Source organism: Leclercia sp. CFBP8987, assembly GCF_034044995.2.
Classification (GTDB): Bacteria; Pseudomonadota; Gammaproteobacteria; order Enterobacterales; family Enterobacteriaceae; genus Enterobacter; species Enterobacter tamurae.
This window is the reverse complement of record NZ_CM188255.1, coordinates 1012870-1032471: the sequence shown is the minus strand read 5'-3', so window position 1 is coordinate 1032471 and position 19602 is coordinate 1012870. Positions and strand designations below refer to the sequence as shown.

Here is a 19602-nt window from a genome sequence, read left to right as displayed (position 1 = left end):
CCCGGCCTACAAAGAGCACGAACCTGTAGGCCAGGCAAGCGCAGCGCCGCCGGGCATTTTAACTACGGGCGATACACCTTCACATTGGTAAAGCCCTGCTCGCGAAGATAGAGCGCCTGCAGACGGCTCATCACCCCGCGCTCGCACCAGAGCAGATAGGTTTTGTTCTTGTCCAGATCGCCAAATTTGGTGCTCAGCTTGTAGAACGGCACTGATGCCACTTCCACACCTTCCGGCGTAAACGGCTTCGCATCCTGCTCGTCAATCGAACGAATATCCAGCAGCACATCGTCCGGGCCGAAACCACTGACGGTTTCGACCTCCACAACTTCCTGCTCGGTCTGCTGGGCGATTTCACGGATATCGATGTTGGACGCTTCAGCCACCACTTTCTCAAGGATGCTGAAATCGAAGTTCTCTTCTTCCGCTTCGATCTTCGCCTTCACTGCTTTCACGGTCGGGCTCTTGGAAATCACGCCGCAGTATTCCGGCATGGTGCGGGCGAAGTCTTCGGTACCGATCTCACGCGCCAGATCGATAATGTGCTCTTTATCGTGGGAGATCAGCGGACGCAGGATCAATGTATCCGAGACGTTGTCGATCAGACGCAGGTTGGTCAGGGTCTGGCTGGAGACCTGGCCCAGCGCTTCGCCGGTGACCAGCGCCTGCACGCCATAACGCTCAGCCACTTTCGAGGCTGCACGTACCATCATGCGCTTCAGCACCACGCCCATCTGGCCGTCGTCGACTTTTTCGAGGATCTCGCCAACCACCGGCTCAAAGTTGATCGCCACAAAACGCACGCGGTGGGAGCTGCCGAAGCGGTTCCACAGATAATGAGCCACCTGACGCACGCCGATTTCATGCGCCGCGCCGCCGAGGTTGAAGAAGCAGTAGTGCACGCGGCAGCCGCGACGCATCAGCATATAGCTGGAAACACCGGAGTCGAAACCGCCGGAAATCAGCGACAGCACGTCTTCCTGGGTACCGATTGGGAAACCGCCGATACCTTCATAGCGGCCTTTCACCAGCAGCAGACGGTCGTTTTCGATTTCCAGATTAACGGTCACTTCCGGGTTGGTCAGACGCACGCGCGCAGACTCAACGTGCTGATTCAGCCCGCCGCCGACGTAGCGTTCAACTTCAATGGAGCTAAACTCATGCTTACCGCGACGCTTGGCGCGCACGCAGAAGGTTTTACCTTCGATCTGATCGCGATACTGCGCCAGCGCTTTTTCGAAGATGTCGTGCAGGGAGGTGAAAGGAACATCTTCCACTTCCAGAATATGGTGGATCCCCGGAATACGGGTTAGGGCATCACGAATGTCCAGGCGCTTGTTTTCATCTTTAGCGCGGACTTCAACATGATCCCAGTGACGCACGACGGCCAGCGTCTCGTCGTAGTGCTTCAGAACGTTACGAATGTTCCCGGTTAAAATTTTAATAAAGCGCAAACGCACAGATTGGCTTTTGATGGTGATTTCAGGGAACAATTTAATGATAAACTTCATGGCGGCAATGTTTCTTTGGCAAGCGATAAGGCTTGTAATGGAAAAGTACAGCAGCCCACATTTCCAGGGCTGCATCCAGGCGCGGAAGTATACCACCATCGCGTGGCTCCTGCGCACATTGCGCGTTATTTGATAATTACCCTGAGTCCGATACCATATCAGGGATAAAAAACTGAGAGTCAGACATTCACTATGCCGAAGAAAAACGATGCACCCGCCAGTTTCGAAACTGCGCTGAGTGAACTGGAGCAAATCGTTACCCGTCTGGAAAGCGGCGACCTGCCGTTAGAAGAGGCGCTTAATGAATTCGAACGCGGCGTGCAGCTGGCGCGCCAGGGCCAGGTTAAGCTGCAACAGGCGGAACAACGCGTGCAGATCCTGCTTTCCGATAACGAAGATGCCGCCACGACCCCCTTCACACCGGATGCCGAGTAGATGGACTTTTCGAACCAGCTTCAGGCGTGCGTCGGGCGTGCTGACGACGCACTGCGCCGTTTTATCGCTCCCCAGCCTTTTCAGAACACTCCACTGGTTGAGGCCATGCATTATGGCGCACTGTTAGGCGGTAAACGCCTGCGTCCTTTTCTGGTGTATGCCACCGGTGGAATGTTCGGCATCAGCGCCGATACGCTGGATGCGCCAGCCGCTGCGGTCGAGTGTATTCACGCCTACTCGCTGATCCACGACGATCTGCCGGCGATGGACGACGACGATCTGCGTCGCGGTCAGCCGACCTGCCACATTAAATTTGGCGAAGCGAATGCCATTCTGGCGGGCGATGCCCTGCAAACCCTGGCGTTCTCGATTCTGAGCGATGCGCCGATGGTGGAAGTGGCGGATCGCGATCGTCTGGCGATGGTCTCCGAGCTGGCAATGGCCAGCGGCGTTGCCGGTATGTGCGGCGGTCAGGCGCTGGATCTGGAAGCAGAAGGCCGTCAGGTTAATCTGGAACAGCTGGAGCGAATTCATCGCCACAAGACCGGGGCGTTGATTCGTGCAGCCGTTCGTCTGGGCGCACTGAGCGCGGGTGAGCAGGGTCGCAAAGCCCTGCCGGTTCTGGATCGTTATGCAGAAAGTATCGGTTTAGCCTTCCAGGTTCAGGATGACATTCTGGATGTCGTGGGCGATACTGCAACATTGGGTAAACGTCAGGGTGCCGATCAGCAGCTTGGCAAAAGTACCTATCCCGCCCTTCTGGGCCTTGAGCAAGCCCAACAAAAAGCCCGGGACCTGATTGCGGATGCCCGTCAGTCGCTAGAGCAACTGGCCGCGCAGTCACTGGACACCTCGGCACTGGAAGCGCTAGCGGACTATATAATCCAGCGTGATAAATAACGAAAACACCACGATGAGTCTCTGATGAGTTTTGATATTGCCAAATACCCGACACTGGCGTTGGTTGACTCCACCCAGGAGTTACGTCTGTTGCCGAAAGAGAGCCTGCCGAAGCTGTGCGATGAACTGCGTCGCTATCTGCTCGACAGCGTCAGCCGCTCCAGCGGCCATTTCGCCTCCGGGCTTGGCACGGTGGAACTCACCGTGGCGCTGCATTATGTCTATAACACGCCCTTCGATCAGCTGATCTGGGACGTGGGTCATCAGGCTTATCCGCACAAAATTCTCACCGGTCGTCGTGATAAAATTGGCACCATTCGCCAGAAAGACGGCCTGCATCCGTTCCCGTGGCGCGGCGAGAGCGAATACGACGTGCTGAGCGTCGGTCACTCTTCCACCTCCATTTCTGCCGGGATCGGTATTGCCGTTGCCGCCGAAAAAGAGAACAAACAGCGCCGCACCGTCTGCGTCATTGGCGATGGCGCGATCACCGCCGGGATGGCCTTTGAGGCGATGAATCACGCGGGCGATATCAAACCCGACATGCTGGTGGTACTCAATGATAACGAGATGTCGATTTCCGAAAACGTCGGGGCGCTGAATAACCACCTGGCGAATCTGCTTTCGGGCAAGCTCTACTCCAGCCTGCGCGAAGGCGGTAAAAAAGTTCTCTCCGGCGTACCGCCGATCAAAGAGCTGTTGAAGCGCACCGAAGAGCACATCAAAGGCATGGTGGTGCCGGGCACGCTGTTTGAAGAGCTGGGCTTTAACTACATCGGCCCGGTAGATGGGCACGACGTGCTGAGCCTGGTCTCGACGCTGAAAAACATGCGCGACCTGAAAGGCCCGCAGTTCCTGCACATCATGACCAAAAAAGGCCGGGGCTACGAACCGGCCGAAAAAGATCCGATCACCTTCCACGCGGTGCCTAAATTCGACCCGACCAGCGGCTGCCTGCCAAAAAGCAGCGGCGGGATGCCGAGCTATTCAAAAATCTTCGGTGACTGGCTGTGTGAAACCGCCGCCAAAGACAGCAAGTTGATGGCCGTGACCCCGGCGATGCGCGAAGGCTCCGGGATGGTCGAGTTTTCCCGCAAATATCCGACGCAATATTTTGATGTTGCCATCGCCGAGCAACATGCGGTGACCTTTGCCGCAGGCCTGGCAATTGGCGGTTACAAGCCGGTAGTGGCGATCTACTCCACCTTCCTGCAGCGCGCCTATGACCAGGTGATCCACGATGTCGCCATTCAGAAACTGCCGGTGCTGTTCGCCATTGACCGGGCGGGTATTGTCGGCGCCGATGGCCAGACGCACCAGGGGGCGTTCGATCTCTCCTTCCTGCGCTGTGTCCCGGATATGGTGGTGATGACCCCAAGCGACGAGAACGAATGCCGACAGATGCTCTTCACCGGCTATCACTATCAGGATGGCCCTACCGCCGTGCGTTATCCTCGCGGTAACGCCGTGGGCGTCACCCTGGAGCCGCTGGCAAAACTGCCGATTGGTAAAGGCGTCGTCAAACGTCGCGGTGAAAAGCTGGCGATCCTGAACTTCGGTACGCTGATGCCGGAAGCGGCAAAAGTGGCGGAATCCCTTAACGCGACGCTGGTGGATATGCGCTTTGTGAAGCCGCTGGATGAAGCCCTGATTCTGCAGATGGCATCGCAGCATGAAGCCCTGATCACCCTGGAAGAAAATGCCATTATGGGTGGCGCAGGCAGCGGTGTGAACGAAGTGCTGATGGCGAAACGTAAAGTCGTGCCGGTGCTGAACCTTGGCCTGCCGGATTACTTTATCCCGCAGGGTACCCAGGACGAAGCGCGCGCCGACATCGGTCTGGACGCTGCAGGTATCGAAGCCCGCATCACCGCCTGGCTGGCATAATCCCTCCCCTTTCCGCTCCTGCTATGCTTAACGGTACGTTTTAAGTAATCAGCAGGAGTGGAACCATGCAATACAATATATTAGGAAAAACAGATCTTAAGGTTTCCCGACTTTGCCTGGGCTGCATGACCTTTGGCGAGCCGGACCGGGGTAAGCACGCCTGGACGTTGCCGGAAGAGAGCAGCCGCCCAATCATCAAACACGCCCTCGAAGGCGGCATTAACTTCTTTGATACCGCTAACAGCTACTCCGACGGCAGCAGCGAAGAGATCGTCGGCCAGGCCCTGCGCGACTTTGCCCGCCGTGAAGAGGTGGTGGTCGCCACCAAGGTTTACCATCAGACAGGCGATCTGGCAGAAGGCCTCTCCCGGGCGCAGATCCTGCGCTCTATTGATGACAGCCTGCGACGCCTGAACATGGAGTATGTCGATCTGCTGCAAATCCACCGCTGGGATTACAACACGCCGATTGAAGAGACGCTGGAAGCGTTGAATGACGTGGTCAAAGCGGGTAAAGCGCGCTATATCGGCGCCTCGTCAATGCACGCCGCCCAGTTTGCCGAAGCCCTGGCGCTGCAGGAACAGCACGGCTGGGCGCCGTTTGTCACCATGCAGGATCACTACAACCTGATCTACCGCGAAGAAGAGCGCGAGATGTTGCCCCTGTGCTATCAGCACGGCGTGGCGGTGATCCCGTGGAGTCCGCTGGCACGCGGGCGGTTAACCCGTCCGTGGGGCGAAACCACGGCCCGCTCGGTATCGGATGAGTTTGGTAAAACGCTGTATGAGGAAACCGAAGCTAACAACGCGCAAATTGCCGAACGTGTTGCGAGGATTGCTGAGGAGCTCGACGTGACGCGCGCCCAGGTGGCGCTGGCGTGGGTGTTAAGTAAACGAGGGGTTGCCGCACCGATTATCGGTGCCTCGCGCGAAGAGCAACTGGATGAGCTGATCAACGCCGTGGATATCACCCTGACGCCGGAACAGATTGCCGAACTGGAGACGCCGTACAAGCAGCATCCGGTGGTGGGATTTAAGTAATAAAAAAGCCGGGTGGCGGCTTCGCCTTACCCGGCCTACGAAGCGTGCATAGTGTTGTAGGCCGGGCAAGCGCAGCGCCCCCGGCACAAACCGCACAATGCTAACATCACGCGAAGTGATCGTACCCTTTCCAGTCGAGCGTCACCGGCGAGCCGTTCTGCACGAACTGCATCCCTTCGCTTTCCGGCATGATCTGGCCGATGCAGGTAAACCCGGCGCCCAGATTGGCTAACGCCACATCCAGCGTCCCGCGATTCAGCTCAGGCACGGTAAAGCACAGCTCATAATCTTCGCCGCCGGAGAGCGCCCAGCGCAGCGCCTGCTCAGGCTCAACATGCCTGCGCATCGCCTCAGATAGCGGGAACAGATCGAGATCGATCCGCGCCCCCACGCCGCTGGCTTTCAGGATATGGCCCAGATCGGAGATCAGGCCATCCGAGAGATCGATAGCTGAACTGGCGCGGTCGCGCAGTGCCTGGCCGTGCAGAATGCGCGGCGTCGGGCGCAGATGGCGTTGCACAAAATAGGCCGCGTCATCTGCACGCTCTACGGTTAAGCGATTCTGCAAGATTGCCAGGCCCGCGGCGCTATCTCCTGGTGTACCGGTGACGTAAATCCAGTCGCCCGGTTTCGCGCCAGACCGTTTGAGTGCGCGTCCATTAGGCACATAGCCGTGGATCGCCAGGGTCATCGACAGCGGACCGGCGGTAGTATCGCCACCGATCAGCTGCATATCGTAATAGTTAAGCTGTTCAAACAGCGCGTCGCTAAAGGCCTCAAGCCAGCTTTCATCGACTTTTGGCAGGGTCAGAGCCAGCGTTAACCACGCCGGATCGGCCCCCATCGCCGCCAGATCGCTCACGTTCACCGCCAGCGCTTTATAGGCCAGATCGGCAGGATCGATATCCGGCAGAAAATGGTGACCAGACACTAAGGTGTCGGTGCTGATTGCCAGCGTCTGTTTTTCGGGGATATTGAGAAGTGCACAGTCGTCGCCGATGCCGGTTTCCACATCACGACGCGAGCTTCTGACTCGGTCAAAATAACGGGCAATCAGGGAAAACTCGCCACATGCCATGCGTTATGCCTCAGCAAAGAAAATAAAAAAACCGGAGCCCGCACCGCCCAAAGGCGATACGAAACTCCGGCTTGCGGATCACTTTTTACGGGGACGGATCGCAGGTGCAGCTTTATCCAGCACGCCATTCACAAATTTGTGACTGTCTTCAGCACCGAAGGTTTTCGCCAGCTCGATCGCTTCGTTGATGGCCACTTTGTAAGGCACATCATCACGTTTAGCCAGTTCAAACAGGGCGATACGCAGCACCGCTTTTTCAACCTGACCCAGCTCTTCGAGCAGACGGGACAGGTACGGCTTCATCAGACCGTCGAGATACGCGCTATTAGTCGCCACTCCCGACAGCAGTTCACGGAAGTACACGACGTCAACGTCTTTGACGTCTTGTTCCGCCAGGAACTGGTATTCAACATCAGCGATGTCGTTCTGGGACAACTGCCAGGAGTAAAGTGCCTGAACGGCACATTCACGGGCGCGGCGACGAGCAGCAGGTTTCACGGAATTCCCCTTACAAAAAAATCAGGCCTTGATGGCTTTCAATACATTGATCATTTCAAGCGCGGTCAGTGCAGCTTCTGCACCTTTGTTACCGGCTTTGGTGCCAGCACGTTCGATGGCTTGTTCAATACTTTCAGTGGTGAGTACGCCGAACGCGACAGGAATTTCTGCTTCCTGTGCCACGTGCGCCAGACCGTTGCTTGCGCCACCGGCCACATATTCAAAGTGCGCGGTACCGCCACGAATCACTGTACCCAGCGCAATTACCGCATCGTATTTGCCGGTTTTCGCCAGTGCGCCCGCTGCCAGTGGCAGTTCGTAAGCACCCGGAACCCAGACAACGGTAATGTTTTCGTCTTTCACCTGGCCGATACGTTTCAGGGCGTCAATCGCACCATCCAGCAGGCTGTCGTTGATGAAGTTGTTGAAACGCGCAATGGTGATGGCGACGCGAGCGTCCGGGGTAGCAACGGCTGCTTCAATAATGTTCATACTCTTCCTTAACGGGTTCATTTGGTGGCCCCGCAGGGGGGCGGATTTTATCATAATATTTTGCGCACTGCTTCCCTATTTAGGCAAGCCTTACGCGGTGGTCAGGTGGAGACAGAGATCCGGTCCAACCGGGCGTATCTCGCTAAAGTTAAATGCTGGCGCATCCGCCAGCGTTTCCAGCCCTGGTAACACGCACAAGCCGCGGGCGTCGCTGCCTAACAGTTTAGGCGCCAGATAGACAATCAGCTCATCCACCAGCCCGGCCTGCAACAGCGCGCCGGCCAGCGTCGGGCCCGCTTCTACCCAGATACTGTTGATCTGCTGTTTGCCCAGCAACATCATCAGCACCACTAAATCCACGTGCCCATTGTGCTCCGGCACCAGAATGCTGCGTACGCCTTCGGGCCAGCTGCGCTCATCTTCCTGAGTGCGGGCAAACCAGGTTTCCCCGGGCTGCTGCACAATGCGGTGCTCAGGGGTAACCTGGTTCTGCCGGTCGACCACAATGCGCAGCGGCTGGCGCAAATTCTCTTGCGGGTACAATTTCTGGGTGTCGGCATTCAGCTCATCCCAGCGCACGGTCAATGCCGGATCGTCGGCCAAAACGGTGGCATGGCTGGTGAGAATAGCATGGCTTTGCGCGCGCAGACGTTGCACATCGCGCCTTGCCTGCGGGGAGGTGATCCACTGGCTTTCGCCGCTGGCCATCGCCGTGCGGCCATCCAGCGAGGCGCCCAGCTTCAATTGAATATAGGGAAAACCGGTACGCATCCGCTTGAGGAAGCCTTTATTCAGGCGCTCGGCTTCACTCATCATCAGGCCGTGGCTGACCTCAATCCCCGCCTGCTGCAGGCGATACAGGCCGCGACCGGCGACCTGTGGGTTAGGATCCTGCATGGCCGCGACAACCCGGGAGACACCGGCCGCTATCAGCGCATCGCAGCACGGCGGCGTACGCCCATGATGGCTGCAGGGTTCCAGCGTGACGTAGGCGGTGGCGCCGCGCGCCTTCTCGCCGGCCATACGCAGGGCATGCACTTCAGCATGCGGCTCACCGGCACGATAGTGAAAACCTTCCCCGACGATCTCGCCATCTTTAACGATAACGCAGCCGACATTGGGGTTGGGATGGGTCGTAAAACGACCGCGCTGCGCCAGCTTCAGCGCTCGCGCCATGTAAATCTCATCCTGCATATGCTTAATCCTGTAGGCGGGCGATCTCTTCCCCGAACTCTTTAATGTCTTCGAAACTGCGGTAAACAGAGGCAAAGCGGATATAGGCGACTTTATCGAGCTTTTTAAGCTGTTCCATCACCAGGTTGCCGATCATTTTGCTCGGCACCTCACGCTCGCCGGTGGCACGCAGCTGAGTTTTGATGTGATTAAGCGCCATTTCGACGTCATCTGCGCTGACTGGCCGTTTTTCCAGTGCTTTTAGCATCCCGCTGCGCAGCTTTTCTTCGTTGAAGGGTTCGCGGACGTCATTACTTTTTACGACGCGGGGCATCACCAGTTCTGCCACTTCAAAGGTGGTGAAACGTTCGTTACACACCAGGCACTGACGACGGCGGCGTACGGATGAGCCCTCTCCCACGAGGCGGGAGTCGATTACTTTGGTATCCACGGCGAGACAGAATGGGCAATGCATACGGTGTCCTGGCTATCGGGTTGACTGAGCTCCATTTTACCCTGAACTGGGCTGACAACAAAGAAGGAGCGTTTTTGAGATAAAGGATCTATACGCGGGGCAGCGTCGTTGACTACCCTTAGCAGAATCCGTTATTTCAGGGAAATAATTGCCATGACAAGACGTTACCTACATGTTTTGCTGCTGGGAAGCCTTTTTAGCCTCAGCGCCTGCGCCCAGCAAAGCGAAGTGCGCCAGATGAATCAGAGCATCAGTTCACTGAATACCACTATGAACAAGCTCAACCAGGAAACCGTCAAGATCACTCAGCAGAATGCGCTGAACGCCAAATCGACCAGCGGCGTCTATCTGCTGCCAGGGTCAAATACCCCTGCCCGGCTGAACAGCCAGATTGGTACGCTGAAGATGTCACTGGTGAACGCGGCGCCGAACGCCGACGGTACCCGCGCCACGCTGCGTATCCAGGGGGAATCAAACGATCCGCTGCCGGCATTCAGCGCCACCGTGGAGTGGGGCCAGATCCAGGGCACGACCGACAGCTTCCAGGAAGTGAACGTCCAGACCCAGCTAATTAATGCTCCGGCCAGCGTGCTGGCACCGAGCGATGTCGACATTCCGCTTCAGCTAAATGGCCTGACCCCCGATCAGCTCGGTTTCATCCGTATCCACGATATTCAGCCCGTCGCGCAATAATCCCCCTGCGGAACGTGTTACACGTTCCGCTCCCCTCTTTATTTACAAACATTGGCAACAGAAATGTTTGCTATTACAATCCGCTCCGTTAAAAATACGCAAACGTGAACGCAATCGATTACGTATGTGAGAGAACTGTGAAACAACACATATTTTTGTGAGCAAGGATTCCTATAATAGGCTCCCAGAAATACGAAATATTTAGAAACGCAATTCGCGCCTTTTTCACTCCCGTAAGGGATTTCAAATCAGTGGCATCATTATGAAAAAAACATTACTGGCAGCCGGTGCAGCGCTGGCACTTTCTTCAACTTTCTCTGTGCAGGCAGCAGAAAACGATAAACCAGAATACGTTTCCGACTGGTGGCACCAGAGCGTTAACGTTGTGGGCAGCTACCACACCCGTTTTGGACCGCAGATCCGCAACGATACCTACCTGGAATACGAAGCGTTCGCCAAGAAAGACTGGTTTGATTTCTATGGTTACATGGATGCACCGGTCTTCTTCGGTGGTAACACTGATGCGAAAGGTATCTGGAACCACGGTTCCCCACTGTTCATGGAGATCGAACCGCGCTTCTCCATCGATAAACTGACCGGCACCAGCCTGGCGTTTGGTCCGTTCAAAGAGTGGTACGTCGCAAACAACTACATCTACGACATGGGCCGAAACAAGTCTGGTCGTCAGAGCACCTGGTACATGGGTCTGGGGACTGATATCGACACCGGTCTGCCGATGAGCCTGTCCATGAACGTGTATGCCAAATACCAGTGGCAGAACTACGGTGCAGCGAACGAAAACGAGTGGGATGGCTACCGTTTCAAAGTGAAATACTTTGTGCCAATCACCCAGCTGTGGGGCGGCAACCTGAGCTACATCGGCTTCACCAACTTTGACTGGGGTTCAGACCTGGGCAACGACGACTTCCGTGACCTGAACGGTAAGAAAGCGCGCACCAATGACTCCATCGCCTCCAGCCACATCCTGGCGCTGAACTACGATCACTGGCACTACTCTGTTGTGGCGCGTTACTGGCACAACGGTGGCCAGTGGAACGACGACGCCAGCCTGAACTTCGGCGACGGTGACTTCAGCGTCCGTTCTACCGGCTGGGGTGGTTACCTGGTTGTGGGTTATAACTTCTAATCCTGTAGTTGTGCCGGGTGGCGAAATAAAAGCAAAACGGCAACCTTCGGGTTGCCGTTTTTTATGTTTGCGCCCTCTCCCGTGGGAGAGGGTCGGGGTGAGGGCATCAGGCCGCACTTACCGTAGGCCGGGTAAGGCGTAGCCGCTAGCCGGCATCTTATTGCTTCACCTTCCTCAAAAAATCCGCCAGCGAACGCTCCGCGCTTTCGCTAAAGCGTCTGTCCGCCATCGTGATATTCAGACACCTGTCGAGCCGGAAACAGCGGTAGTCATCACGCCGTTCGCACCAGGCCGCCAGCAGCCAGTGCTCGCCCCAGAAGAACAACCCCAGCGGCTGAACGTCCCGGGAGGATAACTGCCCGCTCTCATCCCGATAGTGCAACCCCAGCACCCGCTGAGCGGAGATCGCCTGATGGATCACATCGAAGCCGCTGCGGGAGTGCGGCTGAAGGGCAATGTCCGGGGCGTAGATCCGGGTCTGCTCGGCCTTGCGACGGCTCTCCTCCGGCAGGATCGCCAGCACCTTTTCCTGGGCCGATTCCAGCTCACGCGACAGCGACTCCCCGCCCCAGGTTTTCAGCAGGCGGATCGCCACCATCAGCGCCTCGGACTCCTTGTTGGTCAGCATCAGCGGCGGCAGGTCGAAGCCCGACATCAGGCGATACCCGCTTCCCGCCTCCCCTTCCACCGGCACGCCAGAGAGCGACAGATCCCGGATATCGCGATAGACCGTGCGTTCCGACACGCCGAGCCTGTCCGCCAGATGCGCTGCGGTCGTCAGCCGCCTGCCACGCAGGATCTGCACAATCTGGAACAAACGGTCGGCGCGTCGGGTCATCGGTTCTTCGCTTTACAGGTGAATATCAGGCGGGTTGATGAAGTCCAACCCGGTTGCCTTCGCTGTCGGTAAACAGCGCGATGGTGCCAATACCGCGCGGCAGCTCAAGTGGGCCAAACACGCATGCGCCGCCAGCAGACGAAACGCGATCCAGCGTGGCCGCAAGGTTGTCAGTATGCAGGTAAATAATAGCGCCCTGCGACGAGGGTGTAATGCCGTCAAATTTTGCCAGCGCGCCGCCGGTGGCCGGATCCTCATGGGGGAAAATGGCCAGCTCGGCAACGTCCATTTGCTCGCGCTTCAGCGTCACCTGCAGCACCGGCTCGTAAAATTTGATGGCACGATCCATATCAGCGACCGGAATTTCAAACCAGTTAATCACACTTTTCATACATCCTCCTGCCTGTTGTTTAGGTTCAGAAGGAGTCTACGCCAGGCCTCCTGACAGCATACTGTCAGGAGTGTTTGTCAGGAGCAGGCAAAAAAAATCCCGGCCATAAGACCGGGATTTCGTCACGCATCAGACAATGCCTTACGGCAGAATGGACGGCTGATCCGCCCCTTCTTTTTCTACTTTCTGCTGAAGCAGGTGTTCGCGCTTCATGCCAAGTTTCAGTGCCAGCGCGGACGCGACGTAGATGGATGAAGCCGTACCGATGGAAACACCGATCAGCATGGTCAGCGAGAAGCCTTCCAGAATCGGGCCGCCGAAGAGATACAGCATCAGGATCACCATCAGGGTGGTCCCGGAGGTGATCAAGGTACGGTGCAGCGTCTGGGTCAACGACACGTTAAAGATCTCGTACGGCGTACCGCGACGGATCTTACGGAAGTTTTCACGGATACGGTCCGATACCACGATACTGTCGTTCAGCGAGTAACCGATAACCGACATCAACGAGGCCACAATGGTCAGGTCGATCTCGATATGGAACAGCGACAGAACGCCCATGGTGATCACCACGTCGTGCGCCAGGGCGATAACCACCCCGGCCGCCAGACGCCACTCGAAGCGGAAACCGACATACACCAGGATGGAGATCAGCGCCACCAGCAGTGCCATCGCACCGGTCTGGGCCAGATCCGCACCCACGCTCGGGCCGACGAATTCAATACGCTTAACGGTTGCGGTCTGGCTGGTTGTTTCGTTAATCACGTTAACAACCTTGCTGCCCAGCTCCTGGCTGCCGTTGGCATCATGAACCGGCGGCATACGCACCATGATGTCGCGGCTGCTGCCGAAGTTCTGCAGCAGCGGCTCTTCAAAGCCCGCCTTCTGCAGCGACTCACGCATCTGGTCCATATCGACCGGTTTTTCCAGGCTAATCTCAATTACCGTACCGCCGGTGAAATCGAGCCCCCAGTTAAAGCCCTTCACGCCCATAATGGCGATGGACAGAATCAGCAGAAAACCTGAAATGCCGAAGGCCCAGTAGTCCCAGCGCATAAAGTCCCAGACTTTACGGCCGTAGTTCAATTGTTCAACAGTATATTCCTGTGCCACAACGCACTCCTCAGATAGACAGCTTTTTAACGCGCTTGCCGCCGTACAGCAGGTTCACGATGGCACGGGTGCCGACGATAGCGGTAAACATTGAGGTCGCCACACCGATACCGGTAGTGATAGCAAAACCTTTAATGGCACCAGTACCGACTGCGTACAGGATAAGAACCTTGATAAGCGTGGTGATGTTCGCATCGAAGATGGAACTGAACGCGCCACGGTAACCTTCGTCGATCGCCTGTTGTACTGAACGCCCGTTGCTCAACTCTTCTTTGATACGTTCGTTGATCAGTACGTTAGCATCGACCGCCACCGCAAGGGTTAAGACGATACCTGCGATCCCCGGCATGGTCAGCGTCGCCCCGGGCAGCAGGGACATAATGCCGACGATCAGCACCAGGTTCGCAATCAACGCGCTTGTCGCAATCAGACCAAACTTCTTATAGAAGAAGATCATGAAGATGATGGAGATCGCCAGACCGGCCAGACAGGCTTCAAGACCCTGAGTGATGTTCTGCATACCCAGAGTTGGACCGATGGTCCGCTCTTCAACAATCTGAATCGGCGCAATCAGCGCACCGGCACGCAGCAGCAGCGAGAGCTGACGTGCTTCGTTCGGGTTGTTGATACCGGTGATACGGAAGCTATTACCCAGGCGAGACTGGATGTTGGCGATGTTAATCACCTCTTCCTCTTTCACCAGGATGGAGCGACCGTTCGCATCTTTTTTACCGCTGTCTTTGTACTCCACGAACAGGGTCGCCATCGGTTTACCGATATTGTCCTTGGTGAAGTTAGACATGATGTTACCACCGGCGCTATCAAGCGAGATGTTAACCTGCGGCTGGTTGTATTCGTCCTGGCTGGAGGTCGAGTCGGTGATGTGGTCACCGGTCAGGATCACCCGCTTGTACATCACAACAGGCTGGCCTTCACGGGTCTGCTTCACTTCAGAGTCGCCCGGAACGCGACCAGACGCGACAGCGGACTGATCGACGTTGGTGTTCACCAGACGGAATTCGAGGGTCGCGGTTGCGCCCAGAATCTCTTTCGCACGCGCGGTATCCTGGATACCCGGCAGCTCAACCACGATACGGTCAGCACCCTGACGCTGTACCAGCGGTTCAGCAACACCAAGCTGGTTTACACGGTTACGCAGGATGTTGATGTTCTGCTGAACCGCGTATTCACGCGCTTCTTTCAGACGTTCATCGGTCATCACCGCACGCAGCTGGTTGCTGCCCTGAGAGGAGAGGACCAGGTCGCGATGACGCTGGGTCAGGTAATCCATCGCCTGATTACGGGCAGTGCTGTCGCGGAACGCGATGCTCATCCCGTAATTATCTTCCTTACGCACGGTGGTGTAAGGGATGCCTTTTTCGCGCAGATCGCTACGCAGGCTGTCGATGTTTTGTTCCTGGAGTTTGCCAAGGGCGGTTTCCATATCCACTTCCATCAGGAAGTGTACGCCGCCACGCAGGTCGAGACCGAGTTTCATCGGCTCCGCGTTGATAGAAGCTAACCAACGCGGCGTTGCAGGAGCAAGGTTCAACGCCACGACATATTTATCACCCATCACGCCCATCAGCGCTTCACGAGCGCGGAGCTGCGTGTCGGTGGAGTCGAAGCGAGCAAGAATAGCGCCCTCTTCCAGTGCCACAGACTTAGCGGTAATTTTTTCTTCTTGTAAAGTTTTCTGGACCTGGATCAGCGTTTGCTCACTGGCGGCGACGCCGCGCGCGCCAGTGATTTGAACAGCCGGATCCTCACCATACAGGTTGGGAAGCGCATACAGCAGGCCGACGACAATGACGACGACCAGCATGACGTACTTCCACAAAGGATAACGGTTTAACACGGCAGTTCCCTTTGGGAAAAGTTAATTACAGCGCTTTCATGGTGCCTTTCGGCAGAACGGCAGCAACGAAGTCACGTTTAATCACTACTTCAGTAGTATCGTTCAGCGCGATAACGATGTAGCCGTTATCAGCAACTTTGCTTACGCGACCTACCAGACCACCGTTAGTCAGCACTTCATCGCCTTTCGCGATGGAGTCCATCAGCTTTTTGTGCTCTTTGGTGCGCTTCTGCTGTGGACGCAGGATCATGAAATAGAAGATCAGACCGAACACCACCAGCATCAGAATCAGAGACATCGGGCTGCCCTGCGACGGTGCACCTGTTGCCGCTACCGCATCAGAAATAAAAAAGCTCATTAAAATTCCCTCATTAAATAAATTAATCAACGTTCAAAGGTGGGACATCCCGACCCTGTCGTTGGTAAAAATCGGTCACGAAGCTCTCTAATTTACCCTCTTCGATAGCCTTGCGTAAACCAGCCATTAAGCGCTGGTAATAGCGAAGGTTATGAATCGTGTTGAGACGCGCGCCCAGTATTTCATTACAACGATCAAGATGATGCAAATAGGCACGAGAATAATTGCGACAGGTATAGCAATCGCACTCGGCATCGAGCGTGCTGGTGTCGCTTTTATGCTTCGCATTACGGATTTTTACCACGCCGTCGGTCACGAACAGATGACCATTACGGGCGTTGCGGGTCGGCATAACGCAGTCGAACATATCAATGCCGCGACGTACGCCTTCAACCAGATCTTCTGGTTTGCCGACGCCCATCAGGTATCGAGGCTTATCTGTTGGAATTTGCGGGCAAACATGCTCCAGAATACGGTGCATATCTTCCTTCGGTTCCCCCACAGCCAGACCGCCGACAGCGTAGCCATCAAAACCTATCTCTACCAGACCTTTAACAGAGATATCGCGTAAATCTTCGTAAACGCTTCCCTGAATAATGCCGAACAGCGCATTTTTGTTACCGAGGCCATCAAAGCGGTCGCGGCTGCGCTTCGCCCAACGCAGCGACATCTCCATCGAGCGTTTGGCGTAATCCCAGTCTGCCGGGTATGGCGTACATTCGTCGAAGATCATCACGATGTCGGAGCCGAGATCGTACTGAATCTCCATCGATTTTTCCGGATCGAGGAAGATCGGGTCGCCGTTGATAGGGTTACGGAAGTGAACGCCTTTTTCAGTGATCTTACGGATATCACCGAGGCTGAAGACCTGGAAGCCGCCGGAGTCGGTCAGGATTGGGCCTTTCCACTGCATAAAGTCATGCAGATCGCCGTGCAGCTTCATCACTTCCTGACCCGGGCGCAGCCACAGGTGGAAGGTGTTGCCGAGGATAATTTGCGCGCCCGTGGCTTCGACTTCTTCCGGCGTCATCCCTTTTACGGTGCCGTAGGTGCCAACAGGCATGAAGGCTGGCGTTTCGACTACGCCGCGATCGAACACCAGACGGCCACGGCGTGCGCGACCATCGGTGGTATCAAGTTCAAATTTCATTTTTTCTCCAGCGTCAGAAAAACAGTCCGGCGCGTTAGACCAGTGCCGCGGCGTTATTCCCCGACACGTTCATTCAAAGCTTGCGGATTGTACGTGATAAACATCGCGTCACCGTAGCTAAAAAACCGATATTTTTGTTCTACCGCAGCCTTGTAGGCGTTCATGGTGTTTTGATAACCAGCAAATGCCGACACCAGCATGATCAAGGTTGACTCCGGCAGGTGGAAGTTGGTCACCAGCGCATCGATCACTTTGTACTGATAGCCCGGGTAGATAAAGATTTGGGTATCGCCAAAGAAGGGTTCGATCAGATCGTTTTTAGCGGCCTGGGCGGCGCTCTCCAGCGAGCGAACCGAGGTGGTGCCGACGGCAATTACGCGGCTCCCACGGCCTTTCGCCGCCATCACTGCATCCACAACTTCCTGCGGCACTTCGGCGTACTCGGAGTGCATGATGTGATCTTCAATGCTGTCGACACGCACCGGCTGGAAGGTGCCCGCCCCGACGTGCAGGGTCACAAATGCCATCTCAATGCCTTTTGCGCGCAGTTTTTCCAGCAAAGGTTCATCAAAGTGCAGGCCTGCGGTCGGCGCCGCTACCGCGCCAGGTTTCTGGCTGTAGACGGTCTGATACAGCTCGCGGTCAGCCTCTTCATCCGGACGCTCAATGTACGGCGGCAGCGGCATGTGGCCGATGGTGTTCAGAATATCCAGCACCGTGCGCTCGTCATTAAACTCGACTTCAAACAGCGCATCGTGGCGCGCCACCATGGTGGCGTTGATGCTCTCGTCATCGCCCAGCAGCAGCTCCGCGCCCGGCTTTGGCGCCTTGGAGGCGCGAATATGTGCCAGAATACGTTTATCATCGAGCATTCTTTCGACCAGCACTTCAATCTTGCCGCCGCTGGCTTTGCGGCCGAACAGGCGGGCCGGAATAACGCGGGTGTTGTTGAACACCAGCAGGTCACCCGGGTTGAGCTTGTCGAGCAGATCGGTGAAAGTACCGTGCGTCAGCGCACCCGTCGGCCCATCCAGCGACAATAAGCGGCAGCTACTGCGCTCAGGCATAGGATAGTGGGCAATCAGGGACTCGGGTAATTCAAAGGAGAAATCGGCGGCGCGCATGGCATATACTCGTGACTTAAAAACAGGCGGCTTAGTCTAGTGCTCACACCTCTTTGCTGCAACAACTAGCCGACTCCGGATAACGAATCGCATGAATTTTCTCGCTCACCTGCACCTCGCCCATCTCGCTGACAGCTCGCTTTCCGGCAATTTGCTGGCCGATTTTGTGCGCGGCAATCCCGCCGAGGACTACCCCGCTGACGTGGTGGAGGGCATTTTCATGCACCGCCGGATCGACGTCATGACTGACAATCTGCCCGAAGTGAAAGAAGCCAAAGCCTGGTTCCGCCCGGAAACCCGCCGGGTCGCCCCTATTACGCTGGACGTGATGTGGGATCATTTCCTCTCCCGCCACTGGGAACAGCTCTCCCCGGAGATGCCTCTGCCAGCGTTCGTGCGCTATGCCCACGCCCAGGTGGCGATTATCCTTCCGGACTCTCCGCCGCGCTTTGTGAATCTGAATAACTACCTGTGGTCAGAGCGCTGGCTCGAACGCTATAGCGAGATGGACTTTATTCAGCGGGTGCTGAACGGCATGGCCAGCCGCCGTCCGCGCCTCGACGCTCTGCGCGACTCCTGGCAGGATCTGGATGCCCATTACGACGCACTGGAGACCCGCTTCTGGCAGTTCTATCCGCGAATGATGGAACAGGCGAAATATAGACAGCTTTAATATAAATGTGATTGATAGGTAAAAGCTGGGTTAACGATTGTCAGCGCCTCTTTGTCTTTAGAGCGAACACTCTCTATACTGGCCCGCGTTGCGTTCCAAATAACCTTAGTAATCACAGGAGAATCACATGGTTCTGGTAACTCGTCCGGCCCCGGATTTTACAGCAGCAGCTGTACTGGGCAGCGGTGAAATCGTTGAAAACTTCAACTTCAAACAGCACACCAACGGTAAAGCCACCGTTCTGTTCTTCTGGCCAATGGACTTCACCTTCGTTTGCCCGTCTGAGCTGATTGCCTTCGACAAGCGTTACGAAGAATTCCAGAAGCGTGGCGTGGAAGTGGTTGGCGTCTCCTTCGACTCTGAGTTTGTACACAACGCATGGCGTAACACCCCTGTCGACAACGGCGGCATCGGTCAAGTGAAATACGCGATGGTTGCGGACATCAAACGCGAAATCCAGCAGGCTTACGGTATCGAGCATCCGGACGCGGGCGTTGCCCTGCGTGGTTCCTTCCTGATCGACGCTAACGGTATCGTGCGTCACCAGGTGGTGAACGATCTGCCGCTGGGTCGTAACATCGACGAAATGCTGCGTATGGTTGACGCGCTGCAGTTCCACGAAGAGCACGGTGAAGTGTGCCCGGCTCAGTGGGAAAAAGGTAAAGAAGGTATGGCCGCTTCTCCAGCAGGCGTTGCTAAATACCTGACCGAAAACGTATCCAGCCTGTAATCGGCACGGTTTACGAAAAAGGCCCGCAAATGCGGGCC

At 56.2% G+C, this 19602-nt stretch carries 21 protein-coding genes; 8 read left to right on the top strand and 13 right to left on the bottom strand.

The genetic code is table 11. The annotated features are described in order from the left end of the window. Positions 1-62: 62 nt before the first annotated feature. Positions 63-1511 (bottom strand): tRNA uracil 4-sulfurtransferase ThiI, encoded by a 1449-nt coding sequence (thiI, locus tag SOM40_RS04840; RefSeq protein ID WP_106992794.1) that lies wholly within the window; start codon positions 1509-1511, stop codon positions 63-65. Between the two features lie 192 nt (positions 1512-1703). On the opposite strand from thiI, the gene xseB reads away from it, so the two are divergent. From xseB to SOM40_RS04820, 4 genes are all read left to right on the top strand, one after another. Then, positions 1704-1946 (top strand): exodeoxyribonuclease VII small subunit, encoded by a 243-nt coding sequence (gene xseB, locus SOM40_RS04835; RefSeq protein ID WP_032616819.1) that lies wholly within the window; start codon positions 1704-1706, stop codon positions 1944-1946. Further along, complete coding sequence (gene ispA / locus SOM40_RS04830) at positions 1947-2846, top strand: (2E,6E)-farnesyl diphosphate synthase (RefSeq protein ID WP_142488423.1); 900 nt, start codon at positions 1947-1949, stop codon at positions 2844-2846. Positions 2847-2870: 24 nt separating this feature from the next. Next, the gene (gene dxs / locus SOM40_RS04825; protein WP_320530621.1) at positions 2871-4733 is read left to right on the top strand and encodes a 1-deoxy-D-xylulose-5-phosphate synthase; all 1863 of its coding nucleotides are present in this window, start codon (positions 2871-2873) and stop codon (positions 4731-4733) included. A 65-nt stretch (positions 4734-4798) separates the two neighbouring features. After that, entirely contained in the window at positions 4799-5773 is a 975-nt protein-coding gene (locus SOM40_RS04820) for an aldo/keto reductase (RefSeq protein WP_106992131.1), read from the top strand. 106 nt (positions 5774-5879) lie between these two features. Here the strand turns inward: SOM40_RS04820 and thiL are convergent, their stop codons facing one another. The 5 genes from thiL to nrdR form a co-directional block, all read right to left on the bottom strand. Then, on the bottom strand, positions 5880-6851 hold the full coding sequence (gene thiL / locus SOM40_RS04815) for a thiamine-phosphate kinase (protein WP_320530620.1): 972 nt from the start codon (positions 6849-6851) through the stop codon (positions 5880-5882). A gap of 78 nt (positions 6852-6929) precedes the next feature. Continuing rightward, positions 6930-7349, bottom strand: coding sequence for a transcription antitermination factor NusB (nusB, locus tag SOM40_RS04810; protein ID WP_106992129.1), 420 nt, complete (start codon positions 7347-7349; stop codon positions 6930-6932). A 21-nt stretch (positions 7350-7370) separates the two neighbouring features. After that, the gene (gene ribH / locus SOM40_RS04805) at positions 7371-7841 is read right to left on the bottom strand and encodes a 6,7-dimethyl-8-ribityllumazine synthase (protein ID WP_012016288.1); all 471 of its coding nucleotides are present in this window, start codon (positions 7839-7841) and stop codon (positions 7371-7373) included. Between the two features lie 90 nt (positions 7842-7931). After that, positions 7932-9035: a bifunctional diaminohydroxyphosphoribosylaminopyrimidine deaminase/5-amino-6-(5-phosphoribosylamino)uracil reductase RibD gene (ribD, locus tag SOM40_RS04800; protein ID WP_312188053.1), complete on the bottom strand. Its 1104-nt coding sequence runs from the start codon at positions 9033-9035 to the stop codon at positions 7932-7934. Between the two features lie 4 nt (positions 9036-9039). Further along, positions 9040-9489 carry a transcriptional regulator NrdR gene (gene nrdR, locus SOM40_RS04795; RefSeq protein WP_032616812.1) on the bottom strand — a complete coding sequence of 150 codons (450 nt, stop codon included), beginning with the start codon at positions 9487-9489 and terminating at the stop codon, positions 9040-9042. 153 nt (positions 9490-9642) lie between these two features. Here nrdR and SOM40_RS04790 point away from each other — a divergent pair, with 153 nt between their 5' ends. Next, positions 9643-10182, top strand: a complete 540-nt coding sequence (locus tag SOM40_RS04790) for a SadB/YajI family lipoprotein (protein WP_166181705.1) — start codon at positions 9643-9645, stop codon at positions 10180-10182. 262 nt (positions 10183-10444) lie between these two features. After that, entirely contained in the window at positions 10445-11329 is an 885-nt protein-coding gene (locus tag SOM40_RS04785; protein WP_320530619.1) for a nucleoside-specific channel-forming protein Tsx, read from the top strand. A gap of 157 nt (positions 11330-11486) precedes the next feature. Here SOM40_RS04785 and SOM40_RS04780 read toward each other — a convergent pair whose 3' ends face one another. From SOM40_RS04780 to queA, 7 genes are all read right to left on the bottom strand, one after another. Continuing rightward, complete coding sequence (locus SOM40_RS04780; protein WP_261641880.1) at positions 11487-12167, bottom strand: helix-turn-helix transcriptional regulator; 681 nt, start codon at positions 12165-12167, stop codon at positions 11487-11489. Positions 12168-12192: 25 nt separating this feature from the next. After that, positions 12193-12558, bottom strand: coding sequence for a VOC family protein (locus SOM40_RS04775; RefSeq protein ID WP_106992124.1), 366 nt, complete (start codon positions 12556-12558; stop codon positions 12193-12195). A gap of 141 nt (positions 12559-12699) precedes the next feature. Then, on the bottom strand, positions 12700-13671 hold the full coding sequence (gene secF / locus SOM40_RS04770; protein WP_320530618.1) for a protein translocase subunit SecF: 972 nt from the start codon (positions 13669-13671) through the stop codon (positions 12700-12702). Between the two features lie 10 nt (positions 13672-13681). After that, the gene (secD, locus tag SOM40_RS04765; protein WP_106992122.1) at positions 13682-15529 is read right to left on the bottom strand and encodes a protein translocase subunit SecD; all 1848 of its coding nucleotides are present in this window, start codon (positions 15527-15529) and stop codon (positions 13682-13684) included. A gap of 25 nt (positions 15530-15554) precedes the next feature. Further along, positions 15555-15887 carry a preprotein translocase subunit YajC gene (gene yajC, locus SOM40_RS04760; protein ID WP_106992121.1) on the bottom strand — a complete coding sequence of 111 codons (333 nt, stop codon included), beginning with the start codon at positions 15885-15887 and terminating at the stop codon, positions 15555-15557. 22 nt (positions 15888-15909) lie between these two features. Then, complete coding sequence (gene tgt, locus SOM40_RS04755) at positions 15910-17037, bottom strand: tRNA guanosine(34) transglycosylase Tgt (protein ID WP_106992120.1); 1128 nt, start codon at positions 17035-17037, stop codon at positions 15910-15912. A gap of 53 nt (positions 17038-17090) precedes the next feature. Then, complete coding sequence (gene queA, locus SOM40_RS04750) at positions 17091-18161, bottom strand: tRNA preQ1(34) S-adenosylmethionine ribosyltransferase-isomerase QueA (protein WP_320530617.1); 1071 nt, start codon at positions 18159-18161, stop codon at positions 17091-17093. A gap of 91 nt (positions 18162-18252) precedes the next feature. Between queA and acpH the strand changes: the two genes are divergently transcribed. After that, positions 18253-18834, top strand: coding sequence for an ACP phosphodiesterase (gene acpH / locus SOM40_RS04745; protein WP_320530616.1), 582 nt, complete (start codon positions 18253-18255; stop codon positions 18832-18834). Positions 18835-18961: 127 nt separating this feature from the next. Continuing rightward, positions 18962-19564, top strand: a complete 603-nt coding sequence (locus SOM40_RS04740; RefSeq protein ID WP_106992117.1) for a peroxiredoxin C — start codon at positions 18962-18964, stop codon at positions 19562-19564. Positions 19565-19602 lie beyond the last annotated feature (38 nt).

Bases quoted from the DNA above. Each gene is read 5' to 3' on its own strand.
- yajC (WP_106992121.1), bottom strand. From the start codon at position 15,887: ATGAGCTTTTTTATTTCTGATGCGGTAGCGGCAACAGGTGCACCGTCG.
- SOM40_RS04740 (WP_106992117.1), top strand. From the start codon at position 18,962: ATGGTTCTGGTAACTCGTCCGGCCCCGGATTTTACAGCAGCAGCTGTA.
- SOM40_RS04820 (WP_106992131.1), top strand. From the start codon at position 4,799: ATGCAATACAATATATTAGGAAAAACAGATCTTAAGGTTTCCCGACTT.
- SOM40_RS04780 (WP_261641880.1), bottom strand. From the start codon at position 12,167: ATGACCCGACGCGCCGACCGTTTGTTCCAGATTGTGCAGATCCTGCGT.
- SOM40_RS04790 (WP_166181705.1), top strand. From the start codon at position 9,643: ATGACAAGACGTTACCTACATGTTTTGCTGCTGGGAAGCCTTTTTAGC.
- nrdR (WP_032616812.1), bottom strand. From the start codon at position 9,489: ATGCATTGCCCATTCTGTCTCGCCGTGGATACCAAAGTAATCGACTCC.
- tgt (WP_106992120.1), bottom strand. From the start codon at position 17,037: ATGAAATTTGAACTTGATACCACCGATGGTCGCGCACGCCGTGGCCGT.
- ispA (WP_142488423.1), top strand. From the start codon at position 1,947: ATGGACTTTTCGAACCAGCTTCAGGCGTGCGTCGGGCGTGCTGACGAC.
- queA (WP_320530617.1), bottom strand. From the start codon at position 18,161: ATGCGCGCCGCCGATTTCTCCTTTGAATTACCCGAGTCCCTGATTGCC.
- SOM40_RS04775 (WP_106992124.1), bottom strand. From the start codon at position 12,558: ATGAAAAGTGTGATTAACTGGTTTGAAATTCCGGTCGCTGATATGGAT.
- ribH (WP_012016288.1), bottom strand. From the start codon at position 7,841: ATGAACATTATTGAAGCAGCCGTTGCTACCCCGGACGCTCGCGTCGCC.
- dxs (WP_320530621.1), top strand. From the start codon at position 2,871: ATGAGTTTTGATATTGCCAAATACCCGACACTGGCGTTGGTTGACTCC.
- ribD (WP_312188053.1), bottom strand. From the start codon at position 9,035: ATGCAGGATGAGATTTACATGGCGCGAGCGCTGAAGCTGGCGCAGCGC.
- thiL (WP_320530620.1), bottom strand. From the start codon at position 6,851: ATGGCATGTGGCGAGTTTTCCCTGATTGCCCGTTATTTTGACCGAGTC.
- acpH (WP_320530616.1), top strand. From the start codon at position 18,253: ATGAATTTTCTCGCTCACCTGCACCTCGCCCATCTCGCTGACAGCTCG.
- SOM40_RS04785 (WP_320530619.1), top strand. From the start codon at position 10,445: ATGAAAAAAACATTACTGGCAGCCGGTGCAGCGCTGGCACTTTCTTCA.
- xseB (WP_032616819.1), top strand. From the start codon at position 1,704: ATGCCGAAGAAAAACGATGCACCCGCCAGTTTCGAAACTGCGCTGAGT.
- thiI (WP_106992794.1), bottom strand. From the start codon at position 1,511: ATGAAGTTTATCATTAAATTGTTCCCTGAAATCACCATCAAAAGCCAA.